This window comes from Microbacterium protaetiae, assembly GCF_004135285.1.
GTDB classification, from domain to species: Bacteria; Actinomycetota; Actinomycetes; order Actinomycetales; family Microbacteriaceae; genus Microbacterium; species Microbacterium protaetiae.
Genome location: NZ_CP035494.1, coordinates 1,891,080 through 1,907,212 on the forward strand (window position 1 = coordinate 1,891,080; position 16,133 = coordinate 1,907,212).

Annotated in this window: 17 protein-coding genes and 1 pseudogene; 5 read left to right on the top strand and 13 right to left on the bottom strand. The window is 68.5% G+C overall.

The features are described 5' to 3' along the window. Positions 1–64 precede the first annotated feature (64 nt). The 5 genes from ET475_RS08820 to ET475_RS08840 all read right to left on the bottom strand — a co-directional run bounded on the left by ET475_RS08820 (position 65) and on the right by ET475_RS08840 (position 3,972). Positions 65–328 carry a hypothetical protein gene (locus tag ET475_RS08820; RefSeq protein WP_129388751.1) on the bottom strand — a complete coding sequence of 88 codons (264 nt, stop codon included), beginning with the start codon at positions 326–328 and terminating at the stop codon, positions 65–67. After that, the gene (gene fliS / locus ET475_RS08825; RefSeq protein ID WP_129388754.1) at positions 325–711 is read right to left on the bottom strand and encodes a flagellar export chaperone FliS; all 387 of its coding nucleotides are present in this window, start codon (positions 709–711) and stop codon (positions 325–327) included. The genes ET475_RS08820 and fliS overlap by 4 nt, the downstream gene beginning before the upstream one ends. Continuing rightward, a complete protein-coding gene (fliD, locus tag ET475_RS08830) occupies positions 708–2,090 on the bottom strand; it encodes a flagellar filament capping protein FliD (RefSeq protein ID WP_129388757.1) in 1,383 nt (460 codons plus the stop codon). Before fliD ends, fliS begins: the two co-directional genes overlap by 4 nt. A 66-nt stretch (positions 2,091–2,156) precedes the next feature. Next, positions 2,157–3,065 carry a flagellin N-terminal helical domain-containing protein gene (locus tag ET475_RS08835; protein ID WP_129388760.1) on the bottom strand — a complete coding sequence of 303 codons (909 nt, stop codon included), beginning with the start codon at positions 3,063–3,065 and terminating at the stop codon, positions 2,157–2,159. Between the two features lie 100 nt (positions 3,066–3,165). Next, the gene (locus tag ET475_RS08840; RefSeq protein WP_129388763.1) at positions 3,166–3,972 is read right to left on the bottom strand and encodes a sigma-70 family RNA polymerase sigma factor; all 807 of its coding nucleotides are present in this window, start codon (positions 3,970–3,972) and stop codon (positions 3,166–3,168) included. A 214-nt stretch (positions 3,973–4,186) separates the two neighbouring features. On the opposite strand from ET475_RS08840, the gene flgN reads away from it, so the two are divergent. From flgN to fliW, 4 genes are read left to right on the top strand one after another with little or no spacing between them, the layout of a single operon-like run. After that, complete coding sequence (gene flgN, locus ET475_RS08845) at positions 4,187–4,669, top strand: flagellar export chaperone FlgN (RefSeq protein ID WP_129388766.1); 483 nt, start codon at positions 4,187–4,189, stop codon at positions 4,667–4,669. Between the two features lie 3 nt (positions 4,670–4,672). Then, positions 4,673–6,079: a flagellar hook-associated protein FlgK gene (gene flgK, locus ET475_RS08850; RefSeq protein WP_129388769.1), complete on the top strand. Its 1,407-nt coding sequence runs from the start codon at positions 4,673–4,675 to the stop codon at positions 6,077–6,079. Positions 6,080–6,092: 13 nt separating this feature from the next. Further along, the gene (gene flgL / locus ET475_RS08855) at positions 6,093–6,974 is read left to right on the top strand and encodes a flagellar hook-associated protein FlgL (protein ID WP_129388772.1); all 882 of its coding nucleotides are present in this window, start codon (positions 6,093–6,095) and stop codon (positions 6,972–6,974) included. Further along, on the top strand, positions 6,971–7,342 hold the full coding sequence (gene fliW, locus ET475_RS08860; protein ID WP_129388776.1) for a flagellar assembly protein FliW: 372 nt from the start codon (positions 6,971–6,973) through the stop codon (positions 7,340–7,342). Before flgL ends, fliW begins: the two co-directional genes overlap by 4 nt. A gap of 6 nt (positions 7,343–7,348) precedes the next feature. Here fliW and ctaD read toward each other — a convergent pair whose 3' ends face one another. From ctaD to ET475_RS08875, 3 genes are all read right to left on the bottom strand, one after another. Then, the gene (ctaD, locus tag ET475_RS08865) at positions 7,349–9,046 is read right to left on the bottom strand and encodes an aa3-type cytochrome oxidase subunit I (RefSeq protein ID WP_129388779.1); all 1,698 of its coding nucleotides are present in this window, start codon (positions 9,044–9,046) and stop codon (positions 7,349–7,351) included. 86 nt (positions 9,047–9,132) lie between these two features. Next, positions 9,133–9,882 carry a 3-oxoacyl-ACP reductase FabG gene (gene fabG / locus ET475_RS08870; RefSeq protein WP_129388782.1) on the bottom strand — a complete coding sequence of 250 codons (750 nt, stop codon included), beginning with the start codon at positions 9,880–9,882 and terminating at the stop codon, positions 9,133–9,135. 88 nt (positions 9,883–9,970) lie between these two features. Continuing rightward, a complete protein-coding gene (locus tag ET475_RS08875; protein ID WP_129388785.1) occupies positions 9,971–10,798 on the bottom strand; it encodes a sulfurtransferase in 828 nt (275 codons plus the stop codon). A 980-nt stretch (positions 10,799–11,778) separates the two neighbouring features. Here ET475_RS08875 and ET475_RS08880 point away from each other — a divergent pair. Then, positions 11,779–12,798, top strand: coding sequence for an MBL fold metallo-hydrolase (locus ET475_RS08880; RefSeq protein WP_165310844.1), 1,020 nt, complete (start codon positions 11,779–11,781; stop codon positions 12,796–12,798). Positions 12,799–12,813: 15 nt separating this feature from the next. Here ET475_RS08880 and ET475_RS08885 read toward each other — a convergent pair whose 3' ends face one another. The 5 genes and pseudogenes from ET475_RS08885 to ET475_RS08905 all read right to left on the bottom strand — a co-directional run bounded on the left by ET475_RS08885 (position 12,814) and on the right by ET475_RS08905 (position 16,088). Then, complete coding sequence (locus tag ET475_RS08885; protein ID WP_129388791.1) at positions 12,814–13,566, bottom strand: SDR family oxidoreductase; 753 nt, start codon at positions 13,564–13,566, stop codon at positions 12,814–12,816. A gap of 77 nt (positions 13,567–13,643) precedes the next feature. After that, on the bottom strand, positions 13,644–14,090 hold the full coding sequence (locus ET475_RS08890) for a MarR family winged helix-turn-helix transcriptional regulator (RefSeq protein WP_207205316.1): 447 nt from the start codon (positions 14,088–14,090) through the stop codon (positions 13,644–13,646). A 59-nt stretch (positions 14,091–14,149) separates the two neighbouring features. Further along, positions 14,150–14,605, bottom strand: coding sequence for a sigma factor-like helix-turn-helix DNA-binding protein (locus ET475_RS08895; protein WP_165310846.1), 456 nt, complete (start codon positions 14,603–14,605; stop codon positions 14,150–14,152). Between the two features lie 112 nt (positions 14,606–14,717). Beyond that, positions 14,718–14,861, bottom strand: a pseudogene (locus ET475_RS18415) (type II toxin-antitoxin system Phd/YefM family antitoxin); the annotation flags it as partial. Between the two features lie 18 nt (positions 14,862–14,879). Beyond that, the gene (locus tag ET475_RS08905; protein ID WP_129388800.1) at positions 14,880–16,088 is read right to left on the bottom strand and encodes a DUF2235 domain-containing protein; all 1,209 of its coding nucleotides are present in this window, start codon (positions 16,086–16,088) and stop codon (positions 14,880–14,882) included. Between the last annotated feature and the right edge of the window lie 45 nt (positions 16,089–16,133).

Sequence of the window (16,133 nt, forward strand, 5' to 3'; positions counted from 1 at the left end):
TCCGTTGAGCGTTCCCTGCTCGGGATGCACTATCGACGGCGAATGGCGGATCGTTAGACGATTCTCATAAGTGCCGGTCGAGGAGGATCGGGCTGTCCGTGTGCACGGGGGGAACGCGTCGGAGCGCGCGCAGCTGCTCCCGCACGACATTGAGTTCGCCCTGCAGTTGATCCCTGCGCTGCCGTTGGCGCTGCAGCAGTTCGCGGGCTCGCTCGGCGTGCGCGGCCGAAAGAGGAATGCTCGGCGGCGTCCAGGACTGCGGGATGGCGTTCCGGCGAAGGTCGGCCTCGAACCGGTCCAGCAACACGGCCCACACGTCATCGGTCATGATGCGGCTTGCGCCAGGCTCGTTGCGGCCTGGTGCCACGCTTCGTGCAGCGGCACTACCAGGGTGCGGCAGGAGCGCGTGCGGTCGGCATCGCGTGCGATGTTGGCTCCGATGAGAGTGCGGGTCAAGAAGTCGTACAGCGCCCGCAGCTCGGCGCTGCCGTCCCATACGCTGGTGAGCGAGCTGGAGAGCTCGGCGATGATCGCCTGCGCGTGTTGCAGGTGCGTGTTCGCGCTCTCCCACTCCGCGGCGCGCTGTGCGGCCTCGCCGCGCTCGATGTCCAGCAGCAGCCGGTCGTAGAGCATGGTGAGCAGACGCTCAGGCGTCGCCGAAAGTATGGCCTCGTCGCGGTAGCGCTGCTGGGCCTTCACAGCGGCGTTCACGAGTCGGTGTCCCAGGTGGGGAGGCTCGCGAGCTGCGAGGTGAGGTACGACGACTGCGACTGCAGTTGCGAGAGCATCGTCTCCAGATGAGCGTAGGTGCTCTCCAGTGTGGCTTGGCGTCGTGCGAGGCGCACATCCCAGCGCTCGATCTGGTCGCCGAGTGCCGTCACCTCGTTCTGCTGTCCGGTGATCCGCGAGGTCAGCAGGCCGTCGTATTTGTCCGAATATCGCTCCGAGACGTCCTGCACCCGGCCCGCGATCCCGGCGAATATCGCTTGCGTGCGTTCGGGGTCGTCGGCCAGGGCAGAGGCGAAGCTTGCCGCGTCGAACGAGAGGGCCCCATAGCGGTCGATCGAGATTCCGATGGTGGAGGGGGAGGCGCCGTCGACGGGATGCTGGATCGCGTCGGCGAGTGCCTGCCCCAGTGCGCGCACCGTGCTGTCGCCGGTGAACACGCCGAGGGTGGTCGCCGTGCCTGGGGTGTCCGGCACGGTCGCCGTCGAGCCGTTCGCGATGCGGGTCAGCAGCGACGCAACCTGGGTGATGAGCTCGCCGGCCACCTGGGTCTGCGCGGCGCTGTCGGGGGCGACGGTGATCTTCACCCGGGAGGTAGAGGCCTCGGCAACCGTCACGTCGATTCCGGGGAACACGCCGGTGAACGTGTTGGTTGACGAGCTCACGACCTGCTCGGCGTCGGTGCCTGCCCACAGCCGCAGCTCGGCATCCGCGCCGACAGTGACCACCGCGCCCCCCGGGGCGGTGGTCACGTCGGTTGCGGTGCCGGCTGCCACGGCGTCGGGATCGCCGAGATAGACGTGGAATGACCCGGCTTGTCCGGTCTCGTTCGCCGTCAGTTGCAGCCGGCAGGCAGGGGTGCCGTCCGCGTCGGTGCCGGCTTGCACGACCGTGGCCGTGATGCCGGTGCCTGCGGCGGTGATGGCGCGTGCGACATCCGTCATCGACGTCGACGCGGCGGTGACCTGCACGCGCTCGCCCGTCGCGTTCTCCAGAGTGAGCACCGGCGGGTCTTCGGGCCAGGTCGCGGATGCTGCGGTGACCACGGTGTGCGCGCGTGCGACGCGGTCGACAACGATGTCGATGGCGGTGGGCACGGCATCGCTGCGCGCAGTGACGGTCACGGCGCTCGATGACGATGTGGCGGTGAACCGGGCGAGAGCGGTGCGGGAAGAGGCTTTCTGCGCCTGCGTGGCCAGATTCTGGACCGAGGCATTCAGCGTCTGCAGCTGGGAGATGATGTTGTTGGTGTCGTCTTTCTTGGCCGACAGCAGATTACGGGGGATGGACTCCACGTTCATGAGGGACGTGATCAGTGCCGTCGTATCCAAGCCCGAGACGAGCCCGTCGATCGATGTGCCCATCGGATTCCTCCTTCCGCGTCGGTGGGGTGGTTCCGGCGCCGATCAGCCCCGGAACCCCCCGGTGTCTCAGCGCAACAGCTGCAACACGCCCTGGTTGGCCTGGTTGGCCTGGGCGAGCATGGCGGTGCCGGCCTGCGACAGGATGTTCTTGGCCGTGTACTTGACCATCTCCGATGCCATGTCGGTGTCACGAATGCGGCTCTCGGCGGCCGAGAGGTTCTCCGATGACACGTTGAGGCTATTGATGGTGGACTCGAACCGGTTCTGCGCCGCACCCAGATCGGCGCGTTGCGCCGAGATCGCCGTGATGGCGGCGTCCAGAATCTCGATCGAGTTCTGCGCGTCTTCGGTGGTGCCCACAGTCAGCGCGGAACCGGTGACCAGACCCGTCGTGGCATCGGCGGTCGTGAAGTCGAGTACGGCTCCGTCGGTGGCAGCGGTGCCGTCACTAGCGGTGTAGGCCAGGGTCGACAACGCGGTCGTCAGATCGGCGGTCGTGACATCGATCTTCGAGGCGGCATCCCCGTCGGCGCCCACCTGAAAGCTGAGCGTGTCGCCCTTCATCAGGTTGATGCCGTTGAAGTTCGTCGACTGCTGAATGCGCGACAGCTCCGAGCCGAGCGAGTCGATCTCGCTCTTGATGGCGTCACGCGATTCGGCGTTGTTCGAGTCGTTCGCCGCCTGCACCGCGAGGTCGCGCATGCGCTGCAGGATGGAATGGACCTCGGTCAGGGAGCCTTCCGCGGTCTGGATGACCGAGATGCCGTCCTGGGCGTTGCGGGCCGCGACGTTGAGCCCGTTGACCTGCGAGCGCAGGCCCTCCGAGATCGCGAGGCCCGCCGCGTCGTCCGCAGCCCGGTTGATGCGCAGACCGCTCGAGAGCTTCTCGAGCGACTTCGACAGGTCGTTCTGCGTGCTGGCGAGATTGCGGTAGGCGTTCAGCGCCGACACGTTGGTGTTGATCTGCATACCCATGGTGTTTCTCCTCCGTGATGGGGTACCTGGTAGCCCATCCGTGGGCTCCGCTGACACCTATCGGCACCGAACCGAGCCGGGTAAGCCGCGGGTCGGACTTCTATGCGGTGAGGGCGCTGCGCCGCCGGAACGCTCTCGCGATGCGCTCGCCGCCGATCTCGACCATGCGGGCGAAGAACGCCTCACGCACGGCGACCGACACGCGTGAGACGGGCTCGGGCGCCGGGCCGTCGGCGAAGTAGTGCTCGAGCCCATCGCGCAGCAGACGCACCGCCTCGGCGCGCTGCTGCGACACCGCCGAGTGGGAGACGCCCAATTCTTCGGCAATCTCCTTCACCGGCCGCTCGTCGATGTACACCGCCTGCACGATCTGGCGCATGCGTTCGGGAAGCGCAAGCACTGCGCACTCGAGCACATGCCGCCGCTCGGCCAGTAACGCCGATTCCTCGGGGAGGGGGATGTCGGAGATCAATCCGGCTGCCGAGGGGTCATCCAGTGTCGTCACGGTGCGGGAGGCGTCGGACAGCGCCTCGGACACCTCCTGCTCGGGCATCCCCATCGCCGTCGCGATCTCGGCGATGGTGGCGGTGCGCCCGAGGCCGGCGGTCAGCGCCTCACGCACCGCCACGGTCTCTTTGATGCGTCGGCGGATGCCGCGCGAGGCCCAGTCCATCGCGCGCATCTCGTCGGCGAAAGCGCCGAGGATGCGGCGCCGCGCATACGCGCCGAAGGGAACGCCGAGGCTGGGGTCATAGGCGCTGGCCGCCGTCACCAGAGCCAGAGCGCCGACGCCGGCGAGTTCCTCGCGCGGCACGTGCGTTGCTCGTGCGTGCGTCTCGGCGGCGAGATAGCCGACGAGCGGCAGGTTGTCTTCGATGAGACGATTGCGCTGGGCATGCGGGGGCATGTCGACGTCTTCACCTCTTTCTTGGACATCCCCAGTGCGTCCGACATCCCCAGAAAGCGTGCCTGTGCGACGATGACGAGGGCCTTCTCTTTCCCCACCCATCGGGGAATATGAGAAAACACTCATCTTCTCGGGATAACCATAGGGGAGAGTCGGTCGATAGAACAAGAAGAACCACGGACGATGTCGATTCGCGGCGGGGGGAGGGCCAGTTATGGGAACGAACGAGCTATCCATGCGGCTCTGGCACGAGCGTGAGCTGCTCGAGATGCTGCTGTTCAAGCTCGAGGTGCAGCACCTGCTGCTGGCGGCGGGCAGCGGTCGCTGGATGCACTTCGCCACGCACGAGATCGAGCAGGTGCTCGACCGGTTGCGCACCACCGGAATCGCCCGGGTGGTGGATGCCGCCGCCGTCGCCGAGGAATGGGGTGCCCCCGAGGATGCGACGTTGCGTGCGCTCATCGAATATGCACCCTCGACGGCATGGCGCGACGTGTTCACCGACCACCTGCGCGTCCTCACCCAGTTGGTCGCCGAAATCGGGCAGCTCCGCGATTCGAACGTGCAGCAGCTGGGCGCGGTGATGCGTGCGACGCAGGAGACCATCGCCGGTCTGGGTGCTGACACCGGCGAATACACAACGGGTGGTGTGCGCGCGCGAACGGATGCCGCGCGAATCATCGAGACGGAGATGTGAGGCATGTCGACCTTCGGTGGGCTCAACGCCGCGGCATCCGGACTGGCTGCGGCACGTCTGAGCATGGACGTTATCGGTCAGAACATCGCGAATCAGACGACGGAGGGCTACACCCGCCAGCGAGTGAACACCGCGGCTGTCACCGCAGTCGCACAGGCGGGACGGTTCTCGACCGGGCCGGTGCCCGGCCAGGGCGTCACTGTGGCCGGCATCGCCCGCCTCGGTGACGATCTGCTCGACGCGCGAGTGCGCGACGCCCTGGCTGCCTCGGGCTTCTGGGCGACGCGGGCGGTCGCGACGACGACGGCGGAGTCGGCACTGGCCGAGCCGACCAGCGACGGACTCGCCGCACGGCTGTCGGCGTTCTGGGCCGGGTGGCAGGATCTCGCCAACGCCCCCGACTCCGGAGCCGCGGCATCCGTCGTGCTCAGCGCGGCGCAGGAGCTCGCCGGTCGGATCGCCGAGGGCTATCGCACCGTCGCCGATCAATGGGTGCACGCCCGTGCAACCGTGGACCGAACCGTTGTACAGGTGAATGCCGCTGCTGATCAGATTGCGGCGCTGAACGGGCTGATCCGCGACGCGGTCGCTTCGGGTCGCAGTGCCAACGAGCTCATCGACCAGCGCAGCGTGCTCGCCCAGACCGTCGCGCGGATAACCGGCGCGCGTGCCACGGTGGAGCCCGACGGCACCATGACTGTGCGCATCGACGGCAACGCGCTGGTGTCGGGAAAGGATGCCCGTCACCTTGCCGCCACCGGAGCGGAATCGATCGAAGAGGGGCAGCGTGTGTCGCTGACCTGGGAGGGGACCGACTCTCTCGTCCCCGTGTCCGACGGAGAACTCGGGGGCGCCATCGCCGTGCTAGCCCCCGCAGACGCCGGCGGGTCACTGGCCCAACTGGCTGGTGCGTACAACACTGTGGCCACCACACTTGCTGACCTGGTCAATGCGCAGCACCGCGCCGGTGTGACGGCATCCGGCGCACCCGGAGCTGACTTCTTCGCGGTCTCCGCGGCCGGACCGGCCGCCCTTGGCCTGAGCGTGCTGCCCACCTCGGCCGCCGAGCTCGCGCTGGCGACAGCGGGCACCGGAGCTCTGGATGCGAGCAACGCCGACGCGATGTCTCAGTTGGGCTCTGCTGCCGGCTCGCCGGATGCGATCTGGGCTGATCAGGTTCTGCGCTTCAGCGTTGCGACCGCCGGCGACGTGCAGCGCTCACGGCTGGCTGATACCGCGACGGTGTCGGCCACGAGCGCCCAGCAGTCGGTGGCTGCCGTCGATGGCGACGAAGAGACCATCAGCCTCGTCACCTACCAGGCGATGTATCAGGCCTCTGCCCGCGTGCTGAGCGCCATCGACGAGGCCCTCGATGTGCTGATAAACAAGACCGGCATCGTCGGACGATGAACCAAGGAGCACGATGATCTCGCGCGTCACCGCCACGAGCATGTCGCAGACGGCGATGCGGCACCTGCAGGCGAACCTCACCCAGCTGTCGCGGCTGCAGGAACAGGCGACGTCCCAGCGGGCGTTCTCCGCGCCCTCCGAAGACCCGTCCGCGGCCGCCACCGCGCTCCAGCTGCACGCCCAGCAGCAGCGCAACAGCCAATACGCGCGCAACATCAACGATGGACTGGCCTGGGTCACCACCGTCGACAGCGCCATCTCGGCGTCGACATCGCTCTTGCGCCGCGCGCGCGACCTCACCGTGCAGGGCGCGAACGACGGCGCACTGGATGCCACGGCCAAAGAGGCCATCGCCGTCGAACTCGAAGGCATCAGGTCGGAGCTTCTCGCCCAGGCCAACACGAAGATCTTGGGGCGCACGGTCTTTGCCGGCACCTCGGACGCCGGCGTCGCCTTCGACGACGACGATTTCACCGGCACTGCGGGCGCGGAAGTGACACGGCGCATTTCAGACAATGTGACCGTTCGTGTCGATGCCGACGGTGCCGAGGTGTACGGCTCGGGCAACGACTCGGTGTTCGCTCTCCTGGATTCGATCGTCGCCGACTTGCGGTCGGGGGTCGATGTGAGTGGGCGTCTCACCCAGATCGACGATCGCATGACGGCTATGCTCGGGGCGCAGGGAGCCGTGGGGGCCCGACAATCGCAGATCGAGCGGGCGAAGGAGAGCACCGTGGACGAGTCCGTCTCGCTGGAGGCGCGCAGAGCGGCCGTCGAAGACGCCGACTCGGTCGAGGTGCTCGTGCGCCTGCAGTCGCAGGAACTCGTGTATCGCTCGGCGCTGGCGGTGACCGGCCGCGTGTTGCAGCCCTCGCTGATGGACTTTCTGGCATGAGCGCGGTGTTGACGTTCCTGGCTCCGCCGCCCGGCTTCGCTCCGCACACCGACTTCGTCCTCGACCCGGTGGACGGGGCCGATGGCCTGTTCGCCCTGCACGCGACGGCACAGCCCGGGCTTCGAGTGCATCTCGTCGATCCCCGCACGGTCGGCGAGGAGTATGCCCCAGTGCTGCCGGATGACCAGGTCGCCGCGCTCGCCCTCGCCTCGCCCGACGATGCGCTGCTTCTGGTGATCGCACGACCGACCGACGAGGGCGTGAGCGTCAACCTCATGGCGCCCGTCGTCGTCAACGCGCGCAGCGGCGCGGCTGTGCAGGTCATCCTTGAGGATCAGGGCTTTTCTGTTCGCGCACTGCTGACCTGACCGCGGTCACACAGGCACGGGCGCCGCCTCGGGATGGTTGAGGTCGAACGCGGGCCGCTCGCTGCGGATGCGCGGGATCGCGGTGAAGTTGTGCCGCGGCGGCGGGCAACTGGTCGCCCACTCGAGCGATCCGCCGTAGCCCCACGGGTCGTTCACTGTCACCTTCGGTGCCTTCCGTGCCGTGACCCACACGTTGAACAAGAAGGGGATCATCGACGAGCCCAGCAGCATGGCCCCGATCGTGGATACCTGGTTCATCCAGGTGAATCCGTCAGACGGGGCGTAATCGGCGTACCGCCGCGGCATCCCGGCCACCCCCAGCCAGTGCTGCACGAGGAACGTCATGTGGAATCCGATGAACAGCATCCAGAAGTGCACCATGCCCAAACGTTCGTTGAGCATCTTTCCGGTCCACTTCGGCCACCAGAAGTAGAACCCGGCGAACATGGCGAACACGACCGTGCCGAACACGACGTAGTGGAAGTGCGCGACGACGAAGTACGAGTCGGTGACGTGGAAATCCAGCGGGGGCGAGGCGAGGATCACCCCGGTCAGGCCACCGAACACGAACGAGGTGAGAAAGCCGATCGCGAACACGAGGGGCATCTCGAACGTCACCGAGCCTCGCCACATGGTGCCGATCCAGTTGAAGATCTTCACCCCGGTGGGCACCGCGATGAGCATGGACAGCAGGGAGAAGAACGGCAGCAGCACCGCGCCGGTGGCGTACATGTGGTGCGCCCACACCGAGGTCGACAGTGCGGCGATGGCTATCGTCGCGTAGATCAGCGTGCGATACCCGAACACCGGCTTGCGGCTGAACACCGGGAAGATCTCGGTGACGATGCCGAAGAACGGCAGCGCGATGATGTACACCTCGGGGTGGCCGAAGAACCAGAACAGATGCTGCCACAGCAGCACACCGCCGTTGACGGCATCGAACAGGTGCGCTCCGAGAATGCGGTCGGCGCTGACCCCGAGCAGCCCCGCGGCCAGCACGGGGAAGACCATGATCACCATGATGCTGGTGATCATGGCGTTCCAGGTGAAGATCGGCATGCGCCACATCGTCATGCCGGGCGCGCGCATGGTGATGACCGTGGTGATGAAGTTCACCGCCCCCAGGATCGTGCCGAAACCGCTCATCGCCAGACCCAGGAACCACAAATTCGCGCCGGCGCCTGGCGAGAAGGTGGCATTCGCGAGGGGTTGGTAGGCGAACCAGCCGAACGCGGCGGCGCCCTGTGGAGTGAGAAAACCGGCGACGGCGATCAGTGAGCCGAACAGGTACAGCCAGTACGCGAAGGCGTTCAGCCGAGGGAACGCCACATCGGGTGCGCCGATCTGCAGGGGAAGGATCGCGTTGGTGAACCCGGCGAACAGCGGCGTCGCGAACATCAGCAGCATGATCGTGCCGTGCATCGTGAACAGCTGGTTGAACTGGTCTTTCGTGGCGACCAACTGCAGGCCCGGTTCGAACAGCTCGGCACGGATGATCAGGGCCATCACCCCGCCGAACATGAAGAACATCACCGAGGTGATCAGATACAGATAGCCGATCGTCTTATGGTCGGTGGAGGTGATCCACCGGACGACGATGTTGCCCTTCTGCTCGACACGGGTGCGGGTGAGAAGGTCGGCCTGGACAGGCGGGAGATGAGACGTCTTCGTGTCTGGCAGGTCGACCGGGATCGTGGTCGCCATATCGGCAGTCTCCCACCGATTCACAGGGGTGGGGCCGGAAAGCGGCGGTTCGGTCTGCCTGCGCCGATAGCCTGACCGGGAGCGCGTCAGGCCTTCGGGCCACCGGCGACATAGAGCACCTGGCCGGAGACGAAGCCGGATGCCTCGGACACGAAGAACGCGACGGCGTTGGCGATGTCTTCGGGCTTGCCGGTGCGCCCGACCGGGATCTCCTTGGCCGCGGCCGCCGTGAACTCGTCGAACGGCACGCCCACGCGCGCGGCGGTGGCAGCCGTCATGTCGGTCTCGATGAAGCCCGGCGCTATGGCGTTCGCTGTGACACCGAACCGACCCAGCTCGATCGCGAGGGTCTTCGTGAAGCCCTGCATGCCCGCCTTCGCGGCCGAGTAGTTCACCTGGCCGCGATTGCCCAGCGCCGACGTGCTCGACAGATTCACGATGCGGCCCCAGCCAGCCTCGACCATGTGCTTCTGCACGGCGCGACTCATCAGGAACGTTCCGCGCAGGTGCACACGCAGAACGGTGTCCCAGTCGTCGGCGGTCATCTTGAACAGCAGGTTGTCGCGGATGACGCCGGCGTTGTTCACCAGCACGACCGGGGCGCCCAGCTCGGCGGCCACGCGGTCGACGGCCGTGGCCACCGCGGCCTCATCGGAGACATCGGCACCCACGGCGAGGGCTTCACCGCCGGCGGCGCGGATCTCGTCGACCACCGGCTGACCGGCGTCTTCGGCCAGGTCGACGACGGCGACGGCGAACCCGTCGGTGGCCAGGCGGCGCGCGGTGGCCGCGCCGATGCCGCGCGCTGCTCCGGTGACGATGGCGACTCTGCTCATGCGTTCCTCCTCGTGGGTATGCCGAACGCGACATACCGTCTAGTCGGTTAGTATGCCACGACCGCGACGCAGGGGCCCAACTGGGGTCTCACGACCCGGTCGCGACCGGGCGGCCTGGAGTGTTCGACCACTGACTCCATGAGCCCGGATACAGGGCCGCGTCGAAACCGGCGATGGCCAGCGCGAGAACCTCGTGCGACGCGGTGACGCCCGAACCGCAGTAGGCGCCGACGGGGATGCCGCCGGTCACGCCCAGGCTCTCGAATCGGGTGCGCAGCACGTCGGCGGGAAGAAAACGCCCCTCGTCATCGACGTTCTCGGTGGTCGGTGCGCTGACGGCGCCGGGAATGTGCCCGGCCTTCGGATCGATCGGCTCGACCTCGCCGCGGTAGCGCTCGCCGGCTCGGGCGTCGAGCAGCACGCCGCGCGCGGCCACGTCGGCCGCGGCATCCATCCCCACCGTCGCCAGGCGACCGGGATCGAGTGTCACGTTGCCGGCCGTCGGGTGGATCGGGCCTGTCTCGATCGGGTAGTCGGCGTGCACCCACGCCTCATACGCGCCGTCCAGCACGCGCACCTCGACACCGGCGTCGCGCAGCAGCCACCAGGCCCGTGCCGACGACATGTTCGCGATGTCGTCGTAGACGACCACAGTGTCACCATCGTTGAGGCCCCAGCGACGGGCCGCCGCCTGCAGCTGAGCGGGTGAGGGGAGCGGATGCCGCCCGTCGGCCGGCGCGCCGTGTGCGGCGAGCTCGGAGTCGAGGTCGACATAGACGGCACCGGGGACGTGCCCGGCGGCGAAGGCGGTGCGGCCGTCGGGCCGGTCGAGGCGCCAGCGCACATCGAGCGCCTTCGGTGGGCGTGCGGAGGCGAGCAGATCGTGCAGTTCGGCGGCGGTGATCAGCGGCGACATCGGCGGCTCCTTCTCCCGTGAGCCTATGACAGCGCGGGGCGGGTGGCAGGTGGCGGGTGCGGTGGGCGGCGGCGTCTCCGGGCGGCCGGTGGTGTCGCCGGGCGGCGGCGTCTCCGGGTGGCCGGTGGTGTCGTGTCGACTCGCCCGGGTGTTCGTCTCACAGGACGTTTTGGCGGCGAGGGGTGGACACGCCGGGTGACACGCCCGGGATCCGGAAAACGTCCTGCGAGCTGAACGCCGCGGTGGGGCGGATACCGGCGGGTAGCCGGCACACTGGGTGGCGCGTGGCAGGGGGGTGGGTGGCAGGTGGTGGGTGGCAGGCGGCAGGTGGTAGGTGGCAGGTTGGGGCCGGTGCCGGTGGTTTCCGGCCGGTGGTGGGCCGGATGGCGGGTGGCTGGATGTTCGGCTCGCAGGATGATTTAGCGGCGAGGGGTGGACACACCGGGTGACACGCCCGGGATCCGGAAAACGTCCTGCGAGCTGAACGCCGCGGTGGGGCGGATGCCGGCGGGTGGCGGGCACACCGGCCGGCGGGTGGCAGGCGGTAGGCGGCGGGTGGCGGGTGGCGGGTGGCAGGCAGCAGGTGGTAGGTGGCAGGTTGGGGCCGGTGCCGGTGGTTTCCGGCCGGTACCGGCCGGTGGTGGGCCGGGTGGCGGGCGGCTAGGTGTTCGGCTCGCAGGATGAATCGGCGGCGAGGGGTGGACACGCCGGGTGACACGCCCGGGATCCGGAAAACGTCCTGCGAGCTGAACGGCCAGGGCGGCGGATGCCGGCGGGTGGCCGGCACACCGGCCGGCGCGTGGCCGGCACACCAGCACACCGGCACACCGGCACACCGGCAGCCGGCACACCGGGTGGCCGGCGCACAGACACACCGGCTAGCCGGCACACCGGGCGGCGGGGGATTTCCGCCACGGCGATCGGGAGCGATACCGTTCCGATGCGGGCCCGATGCCCGCGCCGTGCCGAAAGGGAATGCGATGGAGCCTCTGAGCGACTCCCAGTACCGGGCAGCCACCACAGGCGGCATGCCTGACGCCGAACAGGTGGCCGACGGGCTGTGGTCGCTGGCGATGCCCATGCCTGGCGGCGGCAGTCTCGGCTACACGCTGGCCGCCGTGCACCTGGGCCCCGATGGCACCGTCGCGCTCATCGACCCCGGCTGGGCCGAACCCGGATCGCTCGAGCGCATTGACGATTTTCTGCGGGGGCTGGGGCGGCAGATGGCGGATGTCGCGACCGTGGTGGTCACGCATGCACATCCCGATCACATCGGGCTGGCGGATGCCGTGCGTCAGGCCAGCGGAGCGCGCGTCGTGCTGCATCGCCGGGAACAGGCATCCATCGACGCCGAAGGCGCCGTCGTCCCAGAAGACCTCGATTCCCGGCTGCAAGAGTGGGGAGTCGCGCCCGAGCGCGCGCGACTGCTGCACGACCGCGCGCATGGATCGGCTCCGAGGCATGCGCCGCTGCACGCCGACGTGTTGGTCGAGGACGGTGACGAGCTGCCGGTGGCCGGGGCGACGTGGCGGGTGCTGCACACCCCCGGCCACACGCCGGGCCACATCTGCGTGGTCGACGAATCGCGGGGGCTGCTGTTCTCGGGCGATCACGTGCTGCCCACCGTGTATCCGGGGCTCGGCCTCGGCGCCGACTTCGGCGAGAACCCGCTGACCGCGTACCTGCGGTCGCTGCACCGGCTGCATCCGTATGACGATGTCGAGGTCGTACCCGGGCACGGCTACCGTTTTCGTGGGCTGGCCGGCCGCCGCCGCGACACCGCGCTGCACGCACTGCGACGCGTGCGCGAGACCGCCGAGGTGCTGCACGACGACCCGACAGCGTCGATCTGGGACATCGCATCGCGTTTGAGTTGGAGCGGGGGATGGGCGCAGCTGCAGCACAGCATCATGCTGTTCTCGGGGCTGAATCAGACCGACATGTACCGCGACTTCGTCGTTTCGGGCGGGTTGGAAAGCCCCGAGGCGCTCTGGCCGTAGGAGCGACCACGTGACTCAGCGCGGGCGCGGTTCCCGGATCCAGGTGTCGAGGGTGGTGGTGCCCACGAGGGCCGCGTCGCCGGGCAGGAGGTCTGACGAGGCGATGTTGAACCCGTGAGTGCGTGCGTTGTCGTCGGCGACCACGAAGCGCTCATCGCGGTCGGCCAACAGCACACGTGAGACGAACTGCGGCAGCGGCATCCGCTCAGGACCGGCCACCTCGACCACGCCGTCGATCGGATCGCCTGCGGCGACATCGACGAGCGTCGCGGCCACATCTTCGGCGGCGACGGGCTGCACATGGGTGGTCGGCAGGTGGATCGTGTCGCGCGACGTGTTCCACTGGGCGATCGACCGCGCGAACTCGAAGAACTGCGTCGACCGCACGATCGTGTACGGCATGCGGCTGTCGGCGATCACTCGCTCCTGCGCGGCCTTTGCGGCGAAGTATCCGTCGCTCACCTCTCGATCGGCCCCGACGATCGAGAGCATGATGTGATGTCGCACACCGGCCGCCAGCTCGGCCTCGATCACTCGGGCGGTCATGGTGGTGAAGAAATCGCGCGCGCCATCGGCGTCGGGGTGTGGGGCATTGGTGACGTCGATGACGGCATCGGCCAGCTCCAACGCCCGGTCGAGGCCTTCGCCGGTCAGCGCGTCGACGCCGGTGCGGCGGGATGCCACGACCACAGCTTGTGCGGAGTTCTCGATGCGATCGACCACGAGCCGTCCGATGTGTCCGGTGCCGCCGATGACCACTATGCGCATGATTCCGTCTCCCGTCCGGGACCGTGTCTCGGCCCGTTTGCCAGGAGTGACCGCACACGACGGTCGGATGTGACGCGTCAGCTGGTCTCGAGCGCGTGAGCGGAGATCGACCGCAGCACATCGAGGGCGACTTCGGCGCGCTCTGGGGTGAAGCCGAAAGTCTCGGTGATGGCCTGGTAGATGCGCGGTGCGTGTTCGCTGAGCGCCTGCCCCGCCTCGGTGGTGGCGACCACGACCGACCGTTCGTCGCGCGGATTGCGTGTGCGAGTGACCAAGCCCTGCTTCTCCATGCGCTTGACCAGCGGCGTGATCGTGCCGTAATCGGATTGCAGTCGATCGACCAGCTCGCGCACGGGCGCCTCGCCCTGATCCCACAGCACGGCGAGCACGAGGTACTGCGGGTAGGAGAGCCCCAACGGCTCGAGCAGCGGCCGGTACGCGGCGGTCACGGCGCGGAACGCCGCGTGCAGGTTGAAGCACACCATGTCGGCGAGTGCGACGGCGGGAGCGGGTGAGGCGGTCACGTACCGACGGTAACACCGTTTCCTCGTATCCGAGTGCATCGCATGCGAGGAATGTGCTGTCAGCCCGCGGTCACGCGCCGCCGCCCCGATCGGCGGTCGCGCGTGGCAAGCCCGAGGTCGCGCTGCAGCAGCAGCTCGAGGCGGCTCAGGTCACCGGTGCGCGCCGCGAAGACGAGTTCGCGCAAGAGGTGCCGGTGTGCGGCACTGCCCTCGACGGGCTGCGCCGGAGAGCGCAGCAGGTCGCGTCGCGCGCGGCTGACCAGCTGCCGTGCGCCGGCGGGGGACGTGTCGAGAAGATCGGCGATCTGCGCGTAGGGGTAGCCGAAACCGACACGCAGAACGAACGCCGCGCGCTGTGCGGGCGTCAGACGCTCCACCAATCGCCGTGTGCCGACAGCGAGGGCCTCGGCGCGCTCTGCCTGCGCGGAGGGGTCGTCGTCGGTGGCGATGCCGAGCGCATCGGGAGCCGATGCTTCGTGCCGCGCTCGGGCGCTCGTGAGCTCGTTGAGTGCCACGTGGCGAGCCGTGGTGGCCAAGAACGCGGCGCGGCTTCAAGCAACTCGCCGATCTCGTCGGCCGACTCCCTGCGCGGCGGGCCCGGCGCGCCGCCAGCGCGGTCGGGTTGACGATGACGGCGACCACACGCCCGTGCCGGGTGATCTCGATCTCTTCACCGTCGGCCACGCGATCGAGCAGGCGGGGCAGCGTCTGTCGTGCGGCGCTTGCGCTGACAACGGCTATGTACGTAATTGTACGAGGTTGTACATGCACAAGCCTGCCGGGCGCGAATCACGGGAGGACGGCGAGAGCGGCGGCGGCAGTCGGCGCCGAGCCGTCCGGGACCGACGCATCGAGAGCAGCCGCGAGGTGCGGCATCCACCACCCCTCGTCGGTCCAGCGGTCGGCCGCGCTCGCGCGGGCAAGGCTGGGCAGGTACGACGCATCGGCGGCCCGCCGCTCGCGCACCGACGCGTGCAGCACGGCGTGGTCGGGCAGGTGACGGCGGGCGGGCAGCAGCAGGTTCCACGCCCAGCCGTTTGTGTGCGACGGCGCCGACGCGGCCCACGCCCGTTCGACCCGGCAGTACCGCGCATAGATCTCGGCCGATTGCTTGTCGCGCAGCGCGAGGGCGTCGCAGACGCCGTCGAACACCCACTTCAGCGCGATCGTGGCCAGTTCGTGGTTCGCGAACGTGCCGCCGACGTCGCAGTGCACACCCGGAAACCATGCCTCTTCGCACTGCGCGCGGCACTGGATCGGCAGGTAGCGGAATGGACGCCGCGCCTCATCGATCGACACCGCGTGCCGGATGCGGCGCACGTTCCACAGCGACGCCGTATCGGGCCAGTCGAGGCTGCCCAGGCCCGCGAACCAGGCCTCGACGGTGTCCCACAGCCCGAGGTACTCGACCGGGATCGCATGGATGTCGACCCGAAGATCGTCATCGACGGATGGCGCGAACCCGCCGCTCGCACCCGAGATCGGCTCGCCCTCGGTGCCCCAGCACAGCGCATCGGCGAACGCCTTCGCCTCGCGCGCACGACGGGCGACGGCCTTGCGGGTGCCGGCCGGCTTCACATACTGCGCGACGGCGTAGTCGATCAGGTGCTCCGACCCGCTGCGCAGCAGGCCCGGTCGTGACAGCAGCGCAGCAAGCGCACGCGCCGTGTAGGCGCCACGGCTGAACCCGAAGATGTAGATGCGGTCGCCGGGCCGGTAGTGCTCGACGAGCCAGCCGTACGCGCGGCTGACCTTGGTGCGCATGCCGAAGCCGAATGCGAGCCCGCCCACCCGCGACATCCACCGTCCGATCGCGCCGTGCGCGGTGGCGGAAGGCAGCGTTCCCACGCCGGGGTCGTAATAGGCGATCTGGGTCTGCGGGTCGTCGAGGTCGAGCATCATGAACACCTTGGCCGCGTTGGTCGGATGGTGATCGAGCTCGTTGCTCGTGCCGTCGAGGCAGATGACGATGTTCTTCGGGGTCAGCGGACTGCTCATGGCGACCTCCCTTGCCAAGAAGAGGCTGCGCGAGCCGGGGTGATA

What these genes read in the sequence shown, in the direction of transcription:
- ET475_RS08820 (WP_129388751.1), bottom strand. Translation starts at nt 328, where the DNA reads ATGACCGATGACGTGTGGGCCGTGTTGCTGGACCGGTTCGAGGCCGAC.
- fliD (WP_129388757.1), bottom strand. Translation starts at nt 2,090, where the DNA reads ATGGGCACATCGATCGACGGGCTCGTCTCGGGCTTGGATACGACGGCA.
- ET475_RS08835 (WP_129388760.1), bottom strand. Translation starts at nt 3,065, where the DNA reads ATGGGTATGCAGATCAACACCAACGTGTCGGCGCTGAACGCCTACCGC.
- ET475_RS08840 (WP_129388763.1), bottom strand. Translation starts at nt 3,972, where the DNA reads ATGCCCCCGCATGCCCAGCGCAATCGTCTCATCGAAGACAACCTGCCG.
- flgN (WP_129388766.1), top strand. Translation starts at nt 4,187, where the DNA reads ATGGGAACGAACGAGCTATCCATGCGGCTCTGGCACGAGCGTGAGCTG.
- flgK (WP_129388769.1), top strand. Translation starts at nt 4,673, where the DNA reads ATGTCGACCTTCGGTGGGCTCAACGCCGCGGCATCCGGACTGGCTGCG.
- flgL (WP_129388772.1), top strand. Translation starts at nt 6,093, where the DNA reads ATGATCTCGCGCGTCACCGCCACGAGCATGTCGCAGACGGCGATGCGG.
- fliW (WP_129388776.1), top strand. Translation starts at nt 6,971, where the DNA reads ATGAGCGCGGTGTTGACGTTCCTGGCTCCGCCGCCCGGCTTCGCTCCG.
- ctaD (WP_129388779.1), bottom strand. Translation starts at nt 9,046, where the DNA reads ATGGCGACCACGATCCCGGTCGACCTGCCAGACACGAAGACGTCTCAT.
- fabG (WP_129388782.1), bottom strand. Translation starts at nt 9,882, where the DNA reads ATGAGCAGAGTCGCCATCGTCACCGGAGCAGCGCGCGGCATCGGCGCG.
- ET475_RS08875 (WP_129388785.1), bottom strand. Translation starts at nt 10,798, where the DNA reads ATGTCGCCGCTGATCACCGCCGCCGAACTGCACGATCTGCTCGCCTCC.
- ET475_RS08880 (WP_165310844.1), top strand. Translation starts at nt 11,779, where the DNA reads ATGGAGCCTCTGAGCGACTCCCAGTACCGGGCAGCCACCACAGGCGGC.
- ET475_RS08885 (WP_129388791.1), bottom strand. Translation starts at nt 13,566, where the DNA reads ATGCGCATAGTGGTCATCGGCGGCACCGGACACATCGGACGGCTCGTG.
- ET475_RS08905 (WP_129388800.1), bottom strand. Translation starts at nt 16,088, where the DNA reads ATGAGCAGTCCGCTGACCCCGAAGAACATCGTCATCTGCCTCGACGGC.